At 64.7% G+C, this 19327-nt stretch carries 13 protein-coding genes; 3 read left to right on the forward strand and 10 right to left on the reverse strand.

The window, feature by feature from the left end:
* Positions 1 to 940: 940 nt before the first annotated feature.
* From ABZ910_RS01560 to ABZ910_RS01570, 3 genes are read right to left on the reverse strand one after another with little or no spacing between them, the layout of a single operon-like run.
* Positions 941 to 5989, reverse strand: a complete 5049-nt coding sequence (locus tag ABZ910_RS01560; protein ID WP_361357430.1) for an FtsK/SpoIIIE domain-containing protein — start codon at positions 5987 to 5989, stop codon at positions 941 to 943.
* Complete coding sequence (locus tag ABZ910_RS01565) at positions 5986 to 7419, reverse strand: hypothetical protein (RefSeq protein ID WP_361357433.1); 1434 nt, start codon at positions 7417 to 7419, stop codon at positions 5986 to 5988. Before ABZ910_RS01565 ends, ABZ910_RS01560 begins: the two co-directional genes overlap by 4 nt.
* Entirely contained in the window at positions 7419 to 9251 is a 1833-nt protein-coding gene (locus tag ABZ910_RS01570; RefSeq protein WP_361357436.1) for a hypothetical protein, read from the reverse strand. The genes ABZ910_RS01565 and ABZ910_RS01570 overlap by 1 nt, the downstream gene beginning before the upstream one ends.
* Positions 9252 to 9618: 367 nt before the next feature.
* Between ABZ910_RS01570 and ABZ910_RS01575 the strand changes: the two genes are divergently transcribed.
* The 3 genes from ABZ910_RS01575 to ABZ910_RS01585 all read left to right on the forward strand — a co-directional run bounded on the left by ABZ910_RS01575 (position 9619) and on the right by ABZ910_RS01585 (position 12397).
* Entirely contained in the window at positions 9619 to 10899 is a 1281-nt protein-coding gene (locus ABZ910_RS01575) for a DNA cytosine methyltransferase (RefSeq protein WP_361357439.1), read from the forward strand.
* Positions 10900 to 11922: 1023 nt separating this feature from the next.
* Positions 11923 to 12270: a hypothetical protein gene (locus ABZ910_RS01580; RefSeq protein WP_361357442.1), complete on the forward strand. Its 348-nt coding sequence runs from the start codon at positions 11923 to 11925 to the stop codon at positions 12268 to 12270.
* A complete protein-coding gene (locus tag ABZ910_RS01585) occupies positions 12263 to 12397 on the forward strand; it encodes a hypothetical protein (RefSeq protein WP_361357445.1) in 135 nt (44 codons plus the stop codon). Before ABZ910_RS01580 ends, ABZ910_RS01585 begins: the two co-directional genes overlap by 8 nt.
* A 97-nt stretch (positions 12398 to 12494) precedes the next feature.
* On the opposite strand, the gene ABZ910_RS01590 is transcribed toward ABZ910_RS01585, so the two are convergent.
* The 7 genes from ABZ910_RS01590 to ABZ910_RS01620 all read right to left on the reverse strand — a co-directional run bounded on the left by ABZ910_RS01590 (position 12495) and on the right by ABZ910_RS01620 (position 19308).
* Entirely contained in the window at positions 12495 to 12956 is a 462-nt protein-coding gene (locus tag ABZ910_RS01590; protein WP_361357448.1) for a very short patch repair endonuclease, read from the reverse strand.
* 153 nt (positions 12957 to 13109) lie between these two features.
* On the reverse strand, positions 13110 to 14063 hold the full coding sequence (locus ABZ910_RS01595) for a hypothetical protein (RefSeq protein ID WP_361357451.1): 954 nt from the start codon (positions 14061 to 14063) through the stop codon (positions 13110 to 13112).
* Positions 14057 to 15079 (reverse strand): glycosyltransferase, encoded by a 1023-nt coding sequence (locus ABZ910_RS01600; protein WP_361357454.1) that lies wholly within the window; start codon positions 15077 to 15079, stop codon positions 14057 to 14059. The genes ABZ910_RS01595 and ABZ910_RS01600 overlap by 7 nt, the downstream gene beginning before the upstream one ends.
* Positions 15080 to 16375 (reverse strand): serine--tRNA ligase, encoded by a 1296-nt coding sequence (gene serS / locus ABZ910_RS01605; protein WP_361357457.1) that lies wholly within the window; start codon positions 16373 to 16375, stop codon positions 15080 to 15082.
* The gene (locus ABZ910_RS01610; RefSeq protein WP_361357460.1) at positions 16368 to 17123 is read right to left on the reverse strand and encodes a histidine phosphatase family protein; all 756 of its coding nucleotides are present in this window, start codon (positions 17121 to 17123) and stop codon (positions 16368 to 16370) included. Before ABZ910_RS01610 ends, serS begins: the two co-directional genes overlap by 8 nt.
* Entirely contained in the window at positions 17120 to 18058 is a 939-nt protein-coding gene (locus ABZ910_RS01615; protein ID WP_361357463.1) for an aminoglycoside phosphotransferase family protein, read from the reverse strand. The genes ABZ910_RS01610 and ABZ910_RS01615 overlap by 4 nt, the downstream gene beginning before the upstream one ends.
* Complete coding sequence (locus tag ABZ910_RS01620; RefSeq protein WP_361357465.1) at positions 18058 to 19308, reverse strand: methionine adenosyltransferase; 1251 nt, start codon at positions 19306 to 19308, stop codon at positions 18058 to 18060. Before ABZ910_RS01620 ends, ABZ910_RS01615 begins: the two co-directional genes overlap by 1 nt.
* Between the last annotated feature and the right edge of the window lie 19 nt (positions 19309 to 19327).

The raw sequence follows: 19327 nt of genomic DNA on the forward strand, positions 1-19327 counted from the left end.
AGCGGGCGGCACTGACAACGCCCCACGAATATCCCCTGCCCCACCCGGGCGACGCGGGCCTCGGATCTCCCGTCGGTGCGCGTCGCACACGACAGGCTCGCGGGCGGCCGCCCCTCCTGACAAGACGGCGACCGTCCTTTTCCCCACCGGTCACGGGACTGACCTGATGGAGGTCTCCAGCATGCCCCACCCCATCCCGATCCGGCGAGGACGCCCCCGCTTCCTGGACCTTTACTGCCACCGTTCTGTGAGCAGATTTGCCGCGTCTCCTTCGGCGCCTGTGCGGCTGCGAGCTGTGCGTTTGTGCTTTGCAGTGAGACGCGTCGCATAGATACTGTCCCGGGCGTGCTGATGACGTTCTCATCCGCCGGCTGGGAATCGTGGGGTCTGGCGAGTGCGCCGGTCATTCTGGACCGGATGCGGGTGCTCGCCGATGACGATCTCCTCTCCGAAGACAGGGCCGGCCCGCGGATCACGACGGTGCTCAACTGCTGGCTGCAGGAGCTTCCGGGGACGGCTGCAAGTCGCCGGATTCCTGGGAGGCTTACGCGCGGATCGCTCGGGACTGGACGGATTTCCTCGCTGACCACGGAATCCAACTCTTCGACTCCTGGGCGGAGTTGCGCCGGGGGGGCTCAGCGCGTACGCCGTCCATCGCTCGCACGGACAGGTAAAGGCGCGGTTCGCCGCCTCGACCTGGAACCAGTACGTGAGCGTTCTGTCGCAGCTGTACAGCTGGGCTGAGGCCGAGCAGCACACGTCCGCGGTGCCGTTCACGTACCGGCAGGCTCTCACCGAGAATCGTCCGCTGAGCCACCTCTGTCATCTCGGCCAGCCGGGCGAGGCAGTCGTTTAGGACTGCGACATCAAGCGCTTTGCCGTTCGTGGACTGGCACGGCGAGCGCGTCTTCGCTGCGTGAAACATGGCGGGGCCTGGTCATCAGCTCCCGTCATAGGCAACCTGCACCCGTATGGTGCCCTTGGCCGTGTGCAGGAAGGCGTCACCCTGCCCGGCCAGAGCCTCGGCGCCGGTCTCGTCCAGGATGATGCGGCTGTCAGTCGCGGTCTTGACCCTCAGGGCGAGTTGGGCGGGGAAGTTGGAGCGGATGGTTGTCGAGATAACGTCCGCGCTCGGGCGCTGCGTGGCAGCGATGACGTGGATGCCGGCAGCGCGTGCCTTCTGCGTCAGGCGCTTGAGTAGCGCTTCGATTCTCTTCTTCTCTTCGGGATCGCTGGTGAGGTCGGCGTACTCGTCCAGGACGATGACGATCCAAGGCTTTCGGTCTGCTTTCTCGACCTTGGCGTTGTACTCGACGAGCTTGCGGGTGCGGATCGCCTTCATATCCTTGTAGCGCACGGCCATCTCTTCGACAGTTTCCTCAAGAATCTCGATGGCGTCGGCGGCATCCATACCGATCGTGCCATCAAGGTGGGGGTCGTCCTCGAAGTCGACAAGCTCGGTGCCCTTGGGATCGACGAGGCGGAGTCGCAGGGTGCTCTTGTCGTACCGGACCAAGCCCTTGAGGATTGTGTCCAGGGCGACGGACTTTCCTGATCCGGTAGTGCCGGCCACCAGCAAGTGCGGTGAGTCCGCGGAGGACAGGTCGATGGTGACCGGGTTGCCTTCGATGTCGGCGCCAAGGGGGGCGATGAGGCTCTCGGGATCGGCCGGGCACTGCTGCCATAGCGCCTTGGCGTCGACCCCGTATTTCTCGTCGCCGATCTTGGGGATCTCGAAGAGCACGGAGCCGCGGTCGCTGCGGGTACGAATGCTGAACCCGGAGGGTAGTGCCAGGGCTAGGAAGATCTCGTCGCGTCGGTTGGTCAGCTTGTCCACGGTGACCCCAGGATTGGGGATGAACCGGAAGATGTAGAAGCCGGGTCCTTCCTGCCACTTGCCCACCTCAGGGGCGGTCACCACGACCTTGTGGCGGGCGAAGACGTTGACAACCTTGTTGTATCGAAGCCTCAGCTCCTCTTCAGAGAGCCCACCGCGATGAGCCTTCAGAGGGACAGGATCTACCTCTGTGGCAGGGGGATGCACAACTACCGTGCTCGGCGTGGTGGCTAGAGCAGTTGCTTCGACAACCTCGACGGGCGCCGCTGGTTCTTCCGGAGTAGGCAGTTCGGCGGCAATTCCTGCTGAGGAGGTTTCGACGCCAGTATCGGGGACCTTCACGGTCCCACTGTGGTCCTCAGATACAACAAGGGGGTCGGCGTTGGTGGGGTCCTGGTTGGCGCGCAGAGCGCCAATGAGGTTCAGCAGTTCGCGCTTGTTCAGCCTTACCAGGATGTGCTTGCCGAGGCTTCCGACCGCGGGTGCTGACTGGTCGTCCTCGGCTGAGACGGCAACGGCAATGCCGGTGACTTGACCGAGCTGGACCTCCTCGGAGCGCAGGGCATCAAGGACCTTCGCTTCAACCTGACGGTGATCGTCATTGCCGATCAAGGTGCGAGCTGGAAGGTCTGCCGCGTCCAGGGTGTTTCCACTGGTCTGAGCGATTGCAGCGGCAAGCTCGTCCAGCCAGAAGGGACGGTCGTGGCGAGCCTCGCCGTCCGAGCGGAAAGCGTCCTTGCACAGGTCGGTGGTGCGGTTGAGCTGTTCCTCAGCCGAACCGACGTCGAAGGTCTGGCGGAACTTGGACTCGGCGACCAGGACATCCAGGCGAACCGTGCCGTCGTCCTGAACGGTCAGTACGAACCGGCCCAGATCGGCCCGGGTTTTGTGTCCGCGACCGAACCAGCGATGGTGCTCGTCGAAGCTAATCCAGGTGACCAGGCTCGTGCCCTGCCGAGAGACGGGAAACTGCTGGTCGATGACAAACCGTGTGGCGACCAGGCCTACGACTTCGTTGACCGTGGTACCGATACCGAGGGAGCGCAGCACGGCGCCAGGAGCCACGTTGCGGCCGACCTCGTAGATCCGCTTGGCGGTGCCTTCAGAGTCCTGCGGGGTGACGACACCGATCTGCTCCAGGCGGCGTCGCAGTCGCTGGACGACGAACTGCCGGCCGGTCTGCGAGCTGACAATGAGGGTGTACGACTCGTTCTTGCCTACATGCGGCTTGACGAGAATGACGTCAGGGCGGTTGCGCAGTGCATCGATCTGCTCACGACCGATGAAGCTGTCAAGGGTGACGACCCAGTGGGCTACGCGGTGCAGATCGGCGAACAAGTCTTGATGCTGGTCGAACTGCACCTGCATCTCGAAGTAGTCGATGCCGTCGACACTCTCCCGGGAGACCGGGGAACGGCGGTCATAGCGCACGCACAAGGTGGACCAAGACTCAAGAGCCTCGTCGGCGGTTTCGGGCAACAATGCTCTTACGACATTCTCGCTGGTCTGAGCCAGGTTATGTGAGGCCGGGTGCTTCCAGGGGTTGAAAAAGCCCGACAAGGATTCCTTCTTGGTGCTCTCCTTGATGCTGGTCTGGGTGCCGAACAGTGCCGGAGCCAGGACGAGGTCTATGGTGTCTTCCAGCCCAGACAGGTCTGCTTTCTGGTCGGGTTCCCACGCCTGCAGGATGAGTTGAACGTCGGGCAGGAAGCTGTCCTCGGACATCTCCGCGCCGGAGAACTGCAGGTCAAATCCCTGGATGATCTCGTGATGGGTGGCCTGAGGGGCCAGCACGACCAGATCAACCTTCAGACGAGGGTTCTTGGCCCGTACTTGCTTGGCCACGCGCATTGGCAGGACGGGATCGCCGTTGCGGTCCAGAAGCAGTACGCGGAGGCCGTCAAGCTTGTGGGGGTAGGTCGTCAGGTAGTCGGTGATGACGCGGACCATCTCATCGATCGCGGTCTCATCGACGCTGGAGAGCCATTCCTTAGATTCGTTGCCGCCATGGCGGACCGGTGCGTACTCTTCGTGTCCGGCCGATTCCCGCATCGGAATGGCGACCGTGCCGCTCGGCCCGACGAGGACCGCCGGTGTTCCGTGTGGGGAGATGCGGTCGATGGCGTCGAAGAAGAGATCCTCGTTCTCCTGGTTGAGGCTCAAACCTCCATCTTTGTCCAGGGCGGTCTCAATGCTGCGGGCGGTCTCTGTGTAGTTCCGCGCCAACCATCGCAGCTTCAGCGGGTGGGTGGCCAGCATCATCATGCGGTGATCGGCCAGCCCGATGACGTCGGTCAGGACGACGGCCTTTAGGTCTTCGTCCGGAGCGTTGTTGGGAACCAGGGCGGTGCGAGCTTCGCGGAGGATGCCTTCCCACTCGCGTACGTAATCGTTGATGTTCCCGGCGTCGAGCCCTTCGGAGAGCCGCTCGAAGTGTTTCCGCTTGAGGCGCTCCAGTTGGCCAGCGAAATGAGGCCCAGGGACAGGTGCAGGCTCGTCGACCTGCCATTGCCGGGGGTCGTTGAACTTCTCGAGGAAGGTGTCGAAGGTCAGATCGCTGGTATGGCCTGGGGGGTTTCGCCAGCTGTCGATGAGGGCTGCCAGGGCTATCTGCCCGGGGATACCCAAAGGGTCCCAGCGAAAACGTCGCTGGGCGGCGCCGTCCATCTCGACCAGGAAGCGCAAAGGGGCCCACTCGGTGTTCACGTCGAATGGCTCTTGGGTTTCGTGAGCCTCCGGCACGGCCGGCTTCGTCACGTCCAGCAGGCAGCCTTTCACCTCCAGAGTCAGGCGAAGCCCGGTGGAGTCCTGGATGTCACGCAGGGTGCGTGCGTACAGGAAAGCGAACAACCAGCGGCTCCACCGCCCGGCTTCCTGGTTGCCTTCAAGCCCGACGACGACGGTGCCTTCCTCTTCGTCGGAGAAGTAGGTCAGCTCGCGCAGCAGAGCACGCAGTGGGTCTTGGACGAACTGAGAGTCCGGGAAGGCAAGCTTCTCAACTTTGCGGCGCGAACGCTTGGACAGCAGGTCGGCCAGCGCATCAGTGCCACCGATGGGAGCCTCGTCAAGGAAGCGCTGTGCGGATTCCTGGTCTCCGCGGTCAAGCCCCTCTTCGATCATCATGGCGTCGAAGTCGTCGACCCGGTCTACGGCCTTCTTCTCGATCTCTTGCCGGACCTGCTGCCCAAGGCCGATCTTCTTGGACTTCTGCTCGAAGACCTCGAGCCAGAGGGTCAGGTCGTGCCCACAACGCAGCTGACGACGATCCTGCAGGTCAGGCCCACTGCGGTTGAGGTTGAGCACGAGGTTGCGCATGCGGACTTTAACAGTCTCTGAATCTGCTCCGATGTGAGCCAGGGATTCCTCAGTGAACTCAGCCGTTGCGATGCGGTCTATCAGGTCTTCCGCGGTGATTTCCTTGCCGTTGGGCTGCTTGAAGGCACTGACGCAGACGTTTTTCTTGATCCGGGCAGGCAGCGCGGCAGGCTTGACGAAGAGGTTTCGGTCCGGGAAGAGACCAAGAGCGGGCAAGGCTGCAGAAATCTCGGCACAGACGACGTCAGGCGTGTGGACCCGAGTGGCTACGACCTTCTGCGCCGTCTCGACCAGGAAAGCTGCCCAGCGGTGCAAGGAACGGGAATCTTCATCGGTGACGGCACGCCAGATGTCGGGCAGAGATTCGGCCATAGGGGCCGGAACGGTGCCGCTGCCACCCGCCTCGCGCCATGCGTCGGCCATGAACCTGCCGAATCCGTGCTCGCCGGAGGTGTCATGGTGGTCGCCGAGGATCGCGGCATCGTCAAGGGCGTTCATGGCCGCTAGGCCCTGTTCGTCCGGAGACTGCCCCCACTCGAACAGCAACACCGCCGTGCCCTGCACAGAATTTCGCCATTTGGTCAGCTGGTCCCCCCGATTCAGCAGGAACTCATCAGGTACGCCGTCTATCTGCTCCGAGGTGCCGACTTTGACGACAACCTGAAGTTCCGGGGACTCCGATAGCCTCTGGGCCGTGTGACGGAGGGCCTCGGCTACGGTCGGCTGATCGAACCCGCTGACACGCAGGCTGACACGGGTCCCCCTGGATTCAGCGACCTTGCGCAGTGCTTCATCGGCGACGAACCGGCCGAGCGCTCGAATGCTGCTGTCGGTCACCGGGGCTCCCCTCGAACCATGCTGGTTGCGTCTGAATACTGAGTGAGCAGACCGATGGCGGCCAGCTTCTCTCGGAACGCCTTGCCGTTGCGAGCAAGGACTGACGAGTCGATCTCATGGGCCAGCGGGCTCGCAGACGCGACCTTGTTCTCCGCCACTAGGCCGTAGTTCTTGTACAGCAGGGCACAGAACTGGTCGAACTCCATCTCCGTGCCCTGCGGGACAGTGGCAGATGCCAGTGCCTCAAGCATGGGGGGCTTCATGGTGAAGTGTCGACGCCCGACCGTTGCGTTCAGGGCTCCCACAGCGGCGAGGGTCTCGCTGAAGAATGCTCGGGGCGATGCGACTGCGCTGTCCGCCTCCTTGGTGAATCGCTCGTAGCGGTCCTTCTTAGCCTCGTCGCCTTCGGCTTCGTTGATCATTTCTCGGGCCTGGATGTTGATCGCGTTGCCGATGTCGTTGCGGAAGCTGGTGAGATTCTTCTGCGACTCGCTGCGCAGCGGGGTCGCCTCGTTACCGAAGTCCAACAGGATCGACTCGCCATCGGTAAAACCCAGCTTTCTGCGTGCGAGGTGAAGCTGGTGGCGGGCCAAGCAATAGGGGACCCAATGCATGAGGCTCTCGGTGCGTTTGGCTCTGGGCGTCGTAGTCCGGGCGACGATGTTACGAGCCCCATTCCTCAGCAGGCCAGGCCACGGGCTGAGGTTTTCGTACAGGTCAATGTCTCTTTCTGAATCGTCTTCGTAGGGCTCTTCGTCGTAGTCGAAGTCGTGGGCGCTGAGGGCCTTGGCGAGGTTGCCCAGCGGGGTGCCGCTGTCTCGAACGAGGTCGTCCAGGCCTCGTCGGGTAGCCGCCTTGCGGCCAATATCAGGGTCACAGCGCAGGACCTTGTAGGCCCACCCCCCACCATCACGGAAAAGATAGCGCTCGATGCTCGGAGCCTTGACCTTGGCAGTCAGCTTGCTGGCTTGTTCACGCTTCTTGGGGGAGGCACCGCGTTGATTGACCTGTCGATCGACTGCGTCGTAGTGGATTAGTTCGCCGACGAACGGATAGATGTGCGCCCCGAACCAGCTGGGCTGACTGCGGCGCCCCGGGATCTCGACCAGCAGGGATGAGAACAGGGCATGGAGCGTCTCCAACGTCTCGGGGGAGTCCAGCTCGACCGCTTTACCGAGTTCTTCGTCGCCTTCAGCGATGGAGGCTTTGGTCGCGATCCGCCGAGCCAAGTCGTGTGAGGTCCTCGTGTAGGCGACCCTATCTCCGTCGTCCAGGAGTCCTGCGTGCTTCTGTGGGTCTTTCTGATGTGCCAAGTAGACGCCGCGGGCGATCGCGAGCATCTCAAGCGCGACGTAAAAGCCGCGGCCCTGCTGTTCAAGATTCACACCGAAGAGACGACGGACGACCTCTGCCTTGGAGCGATCAGCCATTACGCCCGCACCGACCTGATCTTGTCGCCGACGTCGATCATGAGCTTTCTCATGACGTTGCCCACTAGTACCTGGATCTCGTCGTCCTTGTTCGACGAGTCAGCCAGCTCTGCCAGGGATCCGCTCAGTCCACGGATCTCGGCCTCGTGCTGGACCTCGCTACGCAGGCCTGCGGCCCACCGCGTTAGCAACTCGAAGCGCAGAAGGTCCACTTCGACCGAGACTGCGGCCTGGTCAGAGTCGACGGCTGGGATACGGATGTAGATGGAGCGGTTGAGCCACTCGACAGCGTTCCGCATCCCTGGGGTGTCGCCCGTGCGTCCTTCCTTCTGCCACTGGGTGACCTGGTCGACCACTTCAACGCCCTTGCTGGACACTCGTCGGGAGATCACGGCTGCGCGGGCGCGATGGGCGAAGAAGGCCGGGTCAAGCACGAGGAAGTCCGGGTTGCTCCTAGCCCGGTGGATACCCTGGACGGCTTCCAAGCCCTTGAGGAAGCGGTCTCGCACTGTGGTGTCTGCAGGGTCCCCATTCTTGTTCTGGACACTGACGAAGTCGTCGCCGGCCTGCAGGCCCATGCGGGCGAACCGGTCCTTGTTGTCGATGCTGTTGAAGAAGTCAGCTCGCCGCAGGAACGTGTACAAGCCCCGCAACTGTTCGGCCTGCTTCTGCGCATCCCGGATCGTACGGGCCTTTTGCAGGTAACTCTTGGGGTCCTCGGGAGGGAAGCGGCCGACTGTGTCTGGGTCAAGGCGGTCGTCGACCTGGCGGCGAGAGACCTTGCCCGGGTCTAGCTTGCGCAGCGCGAAAAAGGCAGGCACCCGATGACGCTGTTGCTGGGTCAACCCGTCGCCGAAGAGCGCTTGGTGGTACAGGTGGGGCGCCTGCCACAGTTTGTTCGAGTGCGACCACTGGTACTTGGTGTGGACGTTCTCACAAGACAGGCCACCGGTAAGCATGTAGCTGGTTACTGCTAGCGCTTGTCGGGTTGTGACCACGGCTCCGGTGCGCTCGGCCGCAGTGAACAGGTCCCGGATCGCAGCCCGGCGCTGGGGCCCGTGGGCGGCATCGTTCAGCTCGTTCCGGTTGGCCAGAATTGGGCAGACATCCTGTGCGTCACAGGTCTCACACGGCTTCCACCGCGACCATCGCGGGGTCGTCCACTGCCTTAGCACCCAAGGGACGAAGCCACCGTTGCCGCCTTCGGCCGCTACGGACTGGTAGTTGAGGTTGATGACAATGACTGTGCCATCGGGGCTGCTGACCTGCCCACGAGCAATGCCGTCCGTGAGGGTCCTCACCAGAATCTTGGCGCATCCTGTGCTGTCGTTGTCGAGGTTGTCGTCTTCGGCGACGCATGCACGTAGCTGGCCCTCGTTTGCGCAGATAATCGCGACGCCCTCGTCCGGAGGGTCGAGTAGCTCGACGAGCTTTTGGGCACCCGCCTGCGCATCAAGCTCGCTGAGATCCCTCAGGATGTACAGCGGGCGCCCGCTACGGGTCCGGCCGAGGGAGCGGCTGGCGTCGCCGGCCTCAGTCAGTTCGTTGAAAACCGCTCTTTTGCGGACATCTGATGGGATCGTCTCGCCACCGACCCACAGCTCAAACAGGAGGCTGGCACACAGGCTTGTCTTGCCATGCCCAGCGTCCCCGGTGAGGACGATGGTCTTTGTGTTCGGTGCCTCTATGGCGCTCAGCAGGTAGTCCAGCGTCGCGACGCGGAACAGTGACTGCGTTCGGTCTGCCCGCTCGTAGATCATCTCCGAGGTGTCGACGTCGAACGGCTGGTAACTACGTATCCGTTGGACGTGTTTGTTGACCTCGAGCGGCATGCGGCTGTCCTTCGTCGACCGGGCAGGGAGCGCGGTAGAATTCTAGCCGGCAGCGTTGCTGACGGTAGATCAAATGTGTCGCCAGAGCGCTGAAGTACGCCTGGTTCGCCAGCGGGAGACTGCGTCGGGGTCCTCAAGAGCCCCTGATCACTGTGGTTGGCGCCGAGGCACTCGCCGCTGACTGCGGATTCGTTTGGGACCGGCCGGACGTGGGCCCTGCCGACGCCGCAGTAGCAACAGCGCCGCAGGTGATGGCCGATGACGAGATGGTTCAGGGTGCTCGTGATGCCGGAAGGCGGGGCGTAGAAGCGTCGTGATCGGAACGTCAGGCGACACTTACCTACCGGTCTCCCGCGCGCGTTCATCCTTGATCGAGTACGATGATCGCTCGTTCCGCCGGTTCTACAAGCAAGGGCAGATGGGGGCACACGTGGGTAAGCAGTACCCCCTGCAGGCTAAGCGGCGGCCGAAGTTTGAGGAGGGCGTCGGCTCCCTGCGAGTCGTGGACCTCTTCGCTGGCTGCGGTGGCCTCACCTTGGGTATTGCCCAGGCAGCCCACAAGCGTGACGTCTCGCTTGACGTTCGTCTCGCAGTTGACTTCGAGGCAGCTCCCACCAAGGTCTTCAAGGCCAACTTTCCCAAGGCCAACGTCCAAGAGGGAAGCGTTGAGTCCTACTTCGACGGTGACCTAGGCGCCTCGTTGACCGCTCAGGAGACTGCGACGCTCTCCACGGTGGGTGAGGTTGGACTCTTGATCGGCGGGCCGCCGTGCCAGGGGCACAGTAACCTCAATAACCACACTCGCCGCGATGACCCCAAGAACCGACTGTACCTGCGTATGGCTCGTGCCGCAGAGGTTTTGCGCCCTCGCGCAGTCGTAATTGAGAACGTGCTGGCCGTTGTCAATGACAAGCAACAGGTGGTCTCCCGCGCCATCGTTCACCTTAAGAAGCTTGGATATGACGTTGCCACCAGTCGTATCGACCTGCTCAAGCTCGGGGTGGCCCAGACGCGCAAACGCCACATACTGCTGGCCATCCGCGAAGACGCGCTGCCTTTTGGCTTTTCGGCTGCCGACCTGCTGCAGGTCGAAGACCATAAAGCCACACCCCATGACCTGCGGTGGGCGATCGGCGACCTGCTCGACGTCCGACCGAAGTCATTCTTCGATGAGGCTGCCGTACCCAACGCGGATAACCAGCGGCGTATGAAGTATCTCTTCGAGAACGACGAGCACAACCTGCCGAACGAAGAGCGCCCTGAGTGTCATCAGGGCGAGCATAATTACACCTCGATGTATGGCCGCTTGTGGTGGGACCGTCCGGCTCAGACTATTACCAGCGGTTTCGCTACGATGGGTCGCGGACGCTTTGTCCACCCTGAAGTTCCGCGGTGTCTGACCGCCCACGAGGCCGCGCGTATCCAGGGTTTCCCGGACTATTTCAAGTTCGTCGATGAAAGGGTTAAGCCTCGCTACGAGCTGACTCGCACCGAGGTTCAGGTCATCATCGGCAACGCCGTACCCCCACCCCTGACAGAGGCGCTGACCTCCAAGCTCTTTGACGCTGAGGTACTGCTGGTGAAGGACGACGCATCCCAGCAGCTTGAGGACGACTTCGTAGCCTCTGCTGTCGACCTCGCCTGCTGAGCCTGCAACGGACTGATTCCATCCGAAGGCATTTGAGGTAGGCGAATTGCCCGCTGGTGGCCTAGTAGTTCCCTCACCAGGTTGGCGTGGCCTCTCCCGTTGTGCACTTGGTGAGCCTCCCTCGGCTGCTCCTTGTGTCGCGGTTACTAATTGACGGTCATGCCGTGGGTTCGACGGAGTTTCAGTGGCCGAGTCGAGCGTTGGCCGGCAGTGGGACGGTGGTTTCGGTCAGAGAGGTGGACGCCCGCTTGTTCATCTATGCGGGCGTCACTCCGACACGGCAGCAAACCCCCGGATCAGGTCGAACCTGAAGCTCCCCCTTGTGACTGCTTCCTCCGGGACCTTCCGTCGCCCAGCTGCGACGCAAGGTCCGCGCCAAGGTCGGACATCTGCAGTTCCTCAGGGCAAGAGCAGAGTGAACCGCCTGTGATCGCCGATTTGCAACAGGATGCGGACGACTGCTCAAGGTTGACCGAAAAAGGGTGCCCCTGGATCACGTGAGGCCGTCTTTGTATGTTGATGTTCGCCTCAACTCGTCAGAGTCTCATGGTGATCTGTCAGGAGTGCCGCATGAACAGCATCACGGGAGTGAAGCGGCGGGTCGGTAAAGTTCGCGGGGTGCACTGCACCACGCTCTCGGCTCCGGTGATCGACGTGGCGTGCGGCTCTGCATGACTGACAGAAATGGCTGGAACCGTGTGGTGGAGAGTTAGGACAGCCGGGCGGATTGTCAGTGCGGTTCGCCACCATCGAGACATGATTCCTGAGTTCGATGTGGAGATCTCCATGGGCTACGACCTGAAGGCGCTTCGTAGGGGGCCTGAACGCAGAGGACGTAGCCAGGGGCTTCACGGAGCATCATGAGTACAGCTGCCTGGAGCTCCCTGTCTGGAAGGCGGTTGAAGAGTGCCTGAGGGAGAAGGCCGCCTTCCTTGAACGGCAGGGAGTTCTGACGTGCCCGTCGGCGTGGAGGCAGTCCTTCACGAGTTGATCGAAGCTGACGACATCGGCTAAGTCGAACTGATGGCCTACACGTTCTACCGGAACGACATCGGGGTAGCGGGGCTCAGTCTGGCGCTCAGCGCCGCTCGGTCGCCACTTTCTACTCCTGTTCCAGCAGGCTCGACCATCGTCATCACGCCGAGTACCCAATGGTCGGCGCTCTGCCAGATCTCAAGCGGACTGATTGAGCAAAGCGGCTGCGGAGTCGGTCAGGAATACAGGCGGTGGTACATCTATGGACGGTCCGTCAGGGAGACGCACCGCCTTGGTAAAGCGGTCTTCGACGCGCGCGCTGCCTTCGAGGCGTTGCCGCAGCCATCGTGGACCGAGGGGCTCACTGAGTTGCTTGAGGAGATCGCCGATGAGTGAGACCGCCCTAGGTCGAACCGCGCTATGGGTGACCCCGCTCCACGAGATCTCTTATGGCATCCTCGGCACGTCGGAGAACGATCCTGCCGTCGCCATCGCTGAAGGCGAGGAGGTCACTCCGTGGTGACAGTCCTGCTTCGGCGAGCAGCCCTAGGGGGAGTTCGACACGACCAGACTCGTCGATCGTGACCTCGGCGGGTTCGTGAATCATGAGACCAAGTCTGTCATTCGAACTCCGCCTCATGAAGACGGCTCCTATAGAGGTCCCGCACGCGAGCTGCCGCTGCGGTTGGGTCCTCGTGTTCCCAGATACGCAGAACAGCCCATCCCGCCTCCTTGAGCAATAGGTCCGTCTCCCGATCACGCTCGCGGTTCCGCTCGACCTTGGACGCCCAATAGCTGGCGTTGGTCTTGGCGGCCGTGTGGTGCTGGGGGCAGCCGTGCCAGAAGCAGCCATCGAGGAAAACGACTACATGTGCCCGGGTGAACACAAGATCGCCTGTCCGCCTGACGGTGGGAAGTGGCCGGCAGGAGACTCTGTACCTAAGCCCCAAGGCGTGCACTGCCCGGCGCAAGGCCAATTCTGGCTTGGTGTCGCGACCCTTGTTCGACTGCATGGTGCGTCGCGTGGCGGGCGAAGACGCCCACGACGATGCTGCCGCTTTACGGGCGGAATTTCCGTTCATGAAGATCCTCGAACCGCAGTATGCCACTGTGCCGAACCGCTGTGACGAAGTCTCGCTCCCCGTGCCAGCAAGGGGCGCCTCAGGCTACTAGTCACGGGAGGCGGGCTGCGTCGGCGCACACCAGCTTCGATGCGGTGTCCGGATGGGCGGAGTTCACAGGTTCTCCAGACGACGGCTGATGTCGGTCCAAGGAGCGGAGAGCCGTCCAGTGAGAGTCCAGTAGTCGTGATTCTCGCGGGTGGCGGCACTCAGCCTGAGCGCCGCCATGGATGGGGGAATGGAAGCGACGACCTTGCGCGTGATGTTCCCCGCGCCACGGGCCGCTGGGGTGATGCCATGTCCGATGAGTAGCGTGGCTGTGCGTATCGCGTCAAGAACGGTAGGCGGGACCGTGCTGGTCAGAGGGCCGTGGATCAGTTCATGCCAGGAGCGACGGGAGCGGACCCAGGCGAGCCGCTCGAGGGCGGTGCCGAGGTCGACTGCCATGTAGGCGGGATCGTCGGCGTTCCAGAGCAGGACGATGTCGCCGAGCGGGAGCCCGGCGTGGTCGTAGCGCAGCGTGATGCCTTCGACCTGGCGACGACGCCAGATCCTGAGGCTGCCGTAGATCTTGATGTGGCGGGCGTGGAGGCTGAGGCGAGACAGCACGGTCAGCCACTCGTCGAGGATGGTGCCGTACGCGCTGATGTCGGTGACGGTCTGGATGCGGGACGTGTTGACGAAGGACGTCAGGAAGCCGTCGCGGAGGTTGCCGTGCTCGTCGCGTTGGCCAGTCAGGCGGACTACGGGCTGTGGGAGGAAGCCCTGACGGTATGGGACGGGCAGCCGGTGTTTGAGGTACGGGTCGAGGGCCTGCACCGCTGAGATCGTTAGTTCCGTTTCGCGGCCCCAGCGCAGAGGGAGAGGTGCGGCGCGGGGTACGCCGATGTCGGCGAAGGCAGCCTCCAAACTGGTCAGGAGGTCCGGCCAGGGCAGGTGGCGGCGGGGCGGACGATAGGGGGTGCCGCGATTGGGATGGTCGATGGTGAGGCGGTCGCTGTCGAGTGTGAATTCCCAATGGGGGCCGAGTGCCTTCCGTAACACGCTCGGCAGTTGGGTGCTCAGCATGGGCGGGTCGCCAGGGCCGAGAAGTGGCGTTGCGGGTTGAAGCGGTGCTGGCCGATGGCCTGGACTTCAGCGTGGTCGAGGGCCTCGGCGCGCCTGATCGCTTCCGCCAGGGCCTGGGCCGCGGCCTCGTCGTCCTCGGCCGGATCGGCGACCGTGACGGCCCCGGCGCGGTCGCACAGGGCGGCGTCTGCGCAGGTGCCCTTACGCCACGTCAGGGCGGCGATCGGGGTGCCTGCGCGGAGAGACTCACCGAAGACGGCGGCGCCGGCCTCCACGTAGTCACGGGCGTAGGTGTAGACGAAGACGCTCGCGTCGCGGAAAGCGGCTGTCTTCTCCGGGCCACCGACTTCGCCGACCCACTCGACGTGGTCGGCGGCGAAGAGCCGGGCCTGGCTGCGCACGTAGCTCTCGGAGAAGACCGGGCCGACCAGGCGTATACGGCGGCCGAGGATCTCGGCGGCGCGCACGGCCAGGTGCGGTGCCTTCTGGTCGTCGATGCGCCCGACCCAGACCAGGTCGCGGCCGGGGACCGACGGGGGCTCCGCCTCGTTCAGGCCGAGGTGGACGGCGAGTTCACGGATCGGCTGGTGGGCCGCGTACCGCTCGATCATCTCGGGTGAGTAGCAGTACAGGCGGGTGCGGTCGCCGTCGAAGGCGTCGGTGGCGTGCTGGAAGTCGGGGTTGTGCTGGAAGGTGGCGACGTCGCAGTCCAGCAGGTCACGGATCCGGCGCCAAGCCGGCAGTGTCGGGTATTCGTGGCCGACGACGAGCAGGTCGTAGCCGGTGGCCCGCAGTTCGCGGGCCGCGAGGGAGCCGGGCTGCATGTCTTCCAGGCGGTGCGGTCTGCGGGTCCACTCCGGGGCGAGGTCCTCGCGCCAGAGTGGACCGAGGAGGTGGACGTCGGCGCCTGCGGCCCGGGCGCCTTCGGCGACCGCCCAGAGCCATCGTTCGATCCCGCCGTATCCGGCCGGGGGGAATGCGTAACTGCCGGGGAAGTCGCAGACGCCGACTATCACCTATGCCTCCGAGGGCGTTCCGTCCGCCTTGATCCGGCGGAAGCCGAGGTACTTGACGAGGGATTCGGGCAGCAGGACCGATCCGTCGGCCTGCTGGTGCTGCTCGAGTACGGCGGCCAGGGTGCGGCCGATGGGCAGGCCGGAGCCGTTGACGGTGGCGGCCGGGGTGGGCTTGCCGTTCTCGTCCCGGGTGCGGATGCCGGCGCGGCGGCCCTGGAAGGTGCCGAAGTCGGAGACCGAGGAGATCTCGCGGTAGGTGCCCTGGCTGGGCAGCCAGACCTCCAGGTCGTAGGTGAGCTGGGCGGAGAAGCCGGTGTCACCGGCGGCGAGCGTGACCACGCGGTAGGCCAGGTCCAGTTCCTTCAGGCAGGCCTCTGCGTGGCCGACCATCTCCTCCATCTGGGCCCGCGCCTGGTCCGGGGCGCAGATGCGGACCATTTCCACCTTGGAGAACTGGTGCTGGCGGATCAGGCCGCGGGTGTCCCGGCCGTACGAGCCGGCCTCCGAGCGGAAGCACGGCGTGTGTGCGGTCAGGGCGATCGGCAGCTCGGCGGGCGGGATGATCTCGTCCGCGTAGAGGTTGGTGAGCGGTACCTCGGCGGTCGGGATAAGGAAGAGGTCCCGGTCGGCGACGCCCGTCTTGAAGAGGTCCTCTTCGAACTTCGGCAACTGGCCCGTGCCGGTCATCGTCTTGCGGGTGACCAGGAACGGCACCGAGTGCTCGACGTAGCCGTGGCGGCGGGTGTGCAGGTCCAGGAACAGAGCCGCCAGGGCCCGCTCCAGGGCCGCGCCGACGCCCCGCAGGACGCTGAAGCGCGGGCCGGACAGCTTGGTCGCACGGCCGAAGTCCAGGATCCCCATGGACTCGCCGAGGTCGACGTGGTCCTTGGGCTCGAAGGAGAAGGCCTGAGGGTTGCCGACGCGGCGCTGTTCGACCGCGAACTCCTCCGAGTCGCCCTCGGGCGCCTCGTCCGCCGGCAGGTTCGGGATGCTCAGTAGCAGGTCGGTCAGCTCCTGCTGGATCTCCTCCAGCTCGGCTTCTGCCTCGCGGATCTGTTCCTTGAGCTTGCGCGCCGTCTCCTTGAGCTCCGAGATGTCGCCACCCTGCTTCGCCGTGCGCTGCACCTCCTGCGCGACGCGCTTCGCTTCGGAGCGCAGCTCGTCGCCGGACTGGATGCTCTTGTTCCGACGGGACTGCAGGCTCTCCAGAGAGGAGAGGTCCAGGGTGTAGCCGCGGCGGGCCAGGCGGCGGACGGCTTCGTCACCCATGTCGATCAGAACGCGGGCATCATGCATGAGGGCTCTGCTCCTCGGACGGAATGGATAGTGATCCGACGGTAGCAAGGTCGCAGGTGGTCTCCGTGCCCGATTTCTGCGCGCTACCCGAGCCGGGCACCGCCACCCATGAGGCCACCGGACTTGGCGCCGGCGTGGTTCTGTTGCCTTCAGAGGCGGGCTCGGCCAGTTCGGAGAGAAGCGACGTGATCCGCTCGCTCAGGTGCTCGTCGGAGTAGCGCAGTGGCGCCAGGCATGGTGCTTCCTGGAAGAAGAGCGGCATCGCCGTATCCGGCCCGCGGGACAGGTCCCAGCCGAGCACGGACAGCAGCAGGCCATGGGCGACGATCATGCGTGGGCCGGGGAGATCCAGGGCTGCTCGGACCCCGTGCAGCATGCGGCGGATGCCCTCGCGCTGGGACTCTGAGGCGCCTGGTGGCCGGGTCCAGGGGCCGTGCTGCTGGAGCCACGTTGCGTATTCCAGGAAGGGTCCGGCTTCGAAGGTGCCGTAGTCCAGTTCATCGAGGTGAGGGAGGACGGTCGGTCGGAGATCCGGGTCGTCACTCAGCAGGGCCGCGGTCTGATGGGTGCGGGGGAAGGTGCTGACGGCCCAGATGCAGGAGCGGGTCTCCGCCTGGAGGGAGTGGCGCGAGGCGTGGCAGGTGCGAACCCCTTCGTCGTCGAGGGGGAGCGGGAGCCGTGGATCACCGTTGACCAGGTAGCGGGAGCTGTAGCTGGTGCGGGCATGTCGGAGCAGGTAGGTGGTCATCGCGCGGACCTCCGGCAGCGTACGAGCAGGGCGCTCAGGACAGCGGTCATGGTGGTCAGACGTGGGTCGTCTGTCTCCGCGTAATAGAGGAGGCCGTCCAAGCTGAGGAGCACGCACCACGGCAGCAGGTCGGCGAGGGGAATCCCCGACGTCGTGATCGCTCGGCGAATGCGGTGGTCGGTGTGCGTACCCAGTTCGTAGTAGACGACCCAGAAGGCCCAGTCGAAGACGGCGTCGCCGTTCAAGGGCAGCGGGTCGAGCGGGACGGGCCGCCCGTCGAGGTCGAAGGGGATGTTCTCGCGGTACAGATCGCCGTGGAGCACGGTGTTGCGGCGCGGTGCTTCGCGGAGTCCGACGAGGACGGGGAGGGCCGAGTCGGTCAGATGCCGTCGGCCGGCCTTCGCCAGTCGGCGGTGGATGCGGGGCACCACCTCCTCCGCGATGTGGTCTTGCAGCGGCGGGAAGGCCGCTGCGGCCTGCGGTGCCGCTCGCCCGGTGGCATGGAGGCGGTCGAGTGCCTCCGCGACGAGGCGGTACTCCTCAGAGGCCGACGGCCGGCCCGCGCCACCGGGACGGCCGCCGACCATGGTCAGCGCCGCTGTGGCCCGGTCGTCGTCGGCTGCGCGTAGGACGCCTGAGGCGGGCTCGGAACGGTCGTACCAGAGCCGGAGCGCGGCGACCTCGTACCGGTAGCGGTTCCGGTCCGGCCACGCCTTGATGATCAGCGGTGCGCCCTGCTGATCGGTGGCCGTGGTCAGTACGGCGGCGTGCCCCGTGTCGTGGTACGTGCCGATGGCCAGGTCCCAGTCCTCGGCCGACGCGGAGAGCAGAGTGGGGACGGTGTCGAGCCACTCACCCACCGCAGGGCCGTAGTGGGCGGTGAGCCGTCGGCGGCAGTCCGCGGGCACGGTGGGCAACGCGGGCGCCGTCACCATCAGCTCATCACCACGCCGCGATGGATGATCTCCTCGGTGAGGTCCGGGAAGGCGGCGAGCGCGTCGGTGACCAGCTTCCGCACCTTCGCCGGCGGTACGTCGTCGGAGGAGAGACGCACCAGGATGCGCCAGGGCCGGTCGAGCCGCTCGCCTGTGGCGCTGACCAGGTGCGCTTCCACGTGGCCGCCGAACTCGGCGTGGAGTCGCTGAGCGAGCCGGGTGGCGGCGAGGTTGTAGAGCTTGCCGACGTGGTAGACGGGGTTCTTGCCGTTGGCGCCCTCCATGTTCATCGGCCTCAGAGGGGTGATCAGGCCGTTCACGCGGTTGCCGCGGCCGACGACGCCCTCGTCACCGGACTCGATGGAGCTGCCGGTGTACGTCAGGTAGAACTCGTCCTTCTCCGGTACGTCCCTGACGTTGAGGCGAAAGCGCACCGGCGCCCCGGGCAGGTGCAACGCGGCGAGCCGATCGCACTCGGTGAGGACGGTGTGCTTGTTGTCGAGGTAGGCGGCGCGGCTGCCGACGAAGGTGCACTTCTGCGGGACGCACAGCACGATGTCGGCGGCCTGGCCGTCCCAATACCCCATCAGCTTCACGTCGCTGCCGCACCACGGGTGCTGTGCGGTGAACGGGCCGTCGCCGCTGAAGTGGTCCACGAGTTCCCGTACGAAGGACTCGAATCGATTCTCCGGTGCCCACCCGGTGCCGAGCGAGGTGTCGTTCGCGAGCAGGACGCGGCGCTCGCGCAGGTCGTCCACCGAGCGCGGAGCGAACCAGCGTGTGCGCTCCGCCTCGCCGCCTTCGGTCAGAACCGCGCCCGGGCTGGAGTTGCTCGTGATGTGGAACCGCAGGTCGAGGTGGTCTGCGGTCTCTGGCAGCCGCTCGGCGAAGAACTCGCGCACGGTGGCCTCGGCGAGTTCCTCGACCGGTATCTCCTCACCCCCGCAGACGGCCGCGGCGCGTCCGTTGATCAGGACGCGGACAGGGGAGGTCATCTTCCCCGAGCCGTAGCGGACCTCGCTGGCGCCGCCGAGGAGCGCGAGCTTGTCGAAGTTGTGGTGCAGGACGGCGCCGAAGCGCTCCACGGTGTACTGGCTGTACGTCCGCGAGAGCCGTTCCGCGAGGTGGTCGGCGAGCGTGTCCGGGTGGCCGAGTCCCTTGCGCTCCACGATGGTTGTGTCGTCGGGCTGCGGGGCTCCCGTCTCGATGACCAGGTGGCTGGGACCGAACGTCGTGCTGGTGCGCTGCATGTCTTCTCCGTTTTCTCCG

Source organism: Streptomyces sp. NPDC046805 (assembly GCF_040645355.1).
Lineage (GTDB): Bacteria > Actinomycetota > Actinomycetes > Streptomycetales > Streptomycetaceae > Streptomyces.

Excerpts from the sequence above, each read along its gene's own strand:
- ABZ910_RS01565 (WP_361357433.1), bottom strand. The coding sequence starts at position 7,419 with ATGGCTGATCGCTCCAAGGCAGAGGTCGTCCGTCGTCTCTTCGGTGTG.
- ABZ910_RS01570 (WP_361357436.1), bottom strand. The coding sequence starts at position 9,251 with ATGCCGCTCGAGGTCAACAAACACGTCCAACGGATACGTAGTTACCAG.
- ABZ910_RS01580 (WP_361357442.1), top strand. The coding sequence starts at position 11,923 with ATGGCCTACACGTTCTACCGGAACGACATCGGGGTAGCGGGGCTCAGT.
- ABZ910_RS01585 (WP_361357445.1), top strand. The coding sequence starts at position 12,263 with ATGAGTGAGACCGCCCTAGGTCGAACCGCGCTATGGGTGACCCCGCTC.
- ABZ910_RS01590 (WP_361357448.1), bottom strand. The coding sequence starts at position 12,956 with ATGAACGGAAATTCCGCCCGTAAAGCGGCAGCATCGTCGTGGGCGTCT.
- ABZ910_RS01595 (WP_361357451.1), bottom strand. The coding sequence starts at position 14,063 with ATGCTGAGCACCCAACTGCCGAGCGTGTTACGGAAGGCACTCGGCCCC.
- serS (WP_361357457.1), bottom strand. The coding sequence starts at position 16,375 with ATGCATGATGCCCGCGTTCTGATCGACATGGGTGACGAAGCCGTCCGC.
- ABZ910_RS01610 (WP_361357460.1), bottom strand. The coding sequence starts at position 17,123 with ATGACCACCTACCTGCTCCGACATGCCCGCACCAGCTACAGCTCCCGC.
- ABZ910_RS01615 (WP_361357463.1), bottom strand. The coding sequence starts at position 18,058 with ATGGTGACGGCGCCCGCGTTGCCCACCGTGCCCGCGGACTGCCGCCGA.
- ABZ910_RS01620 (WP_361357465.1), bottom strand. The coding sequence starts at position 19,308 with ATGCAGCGCACCAGCACGACGTTCGGTCCCAGCCACCTGGTCATCGAG.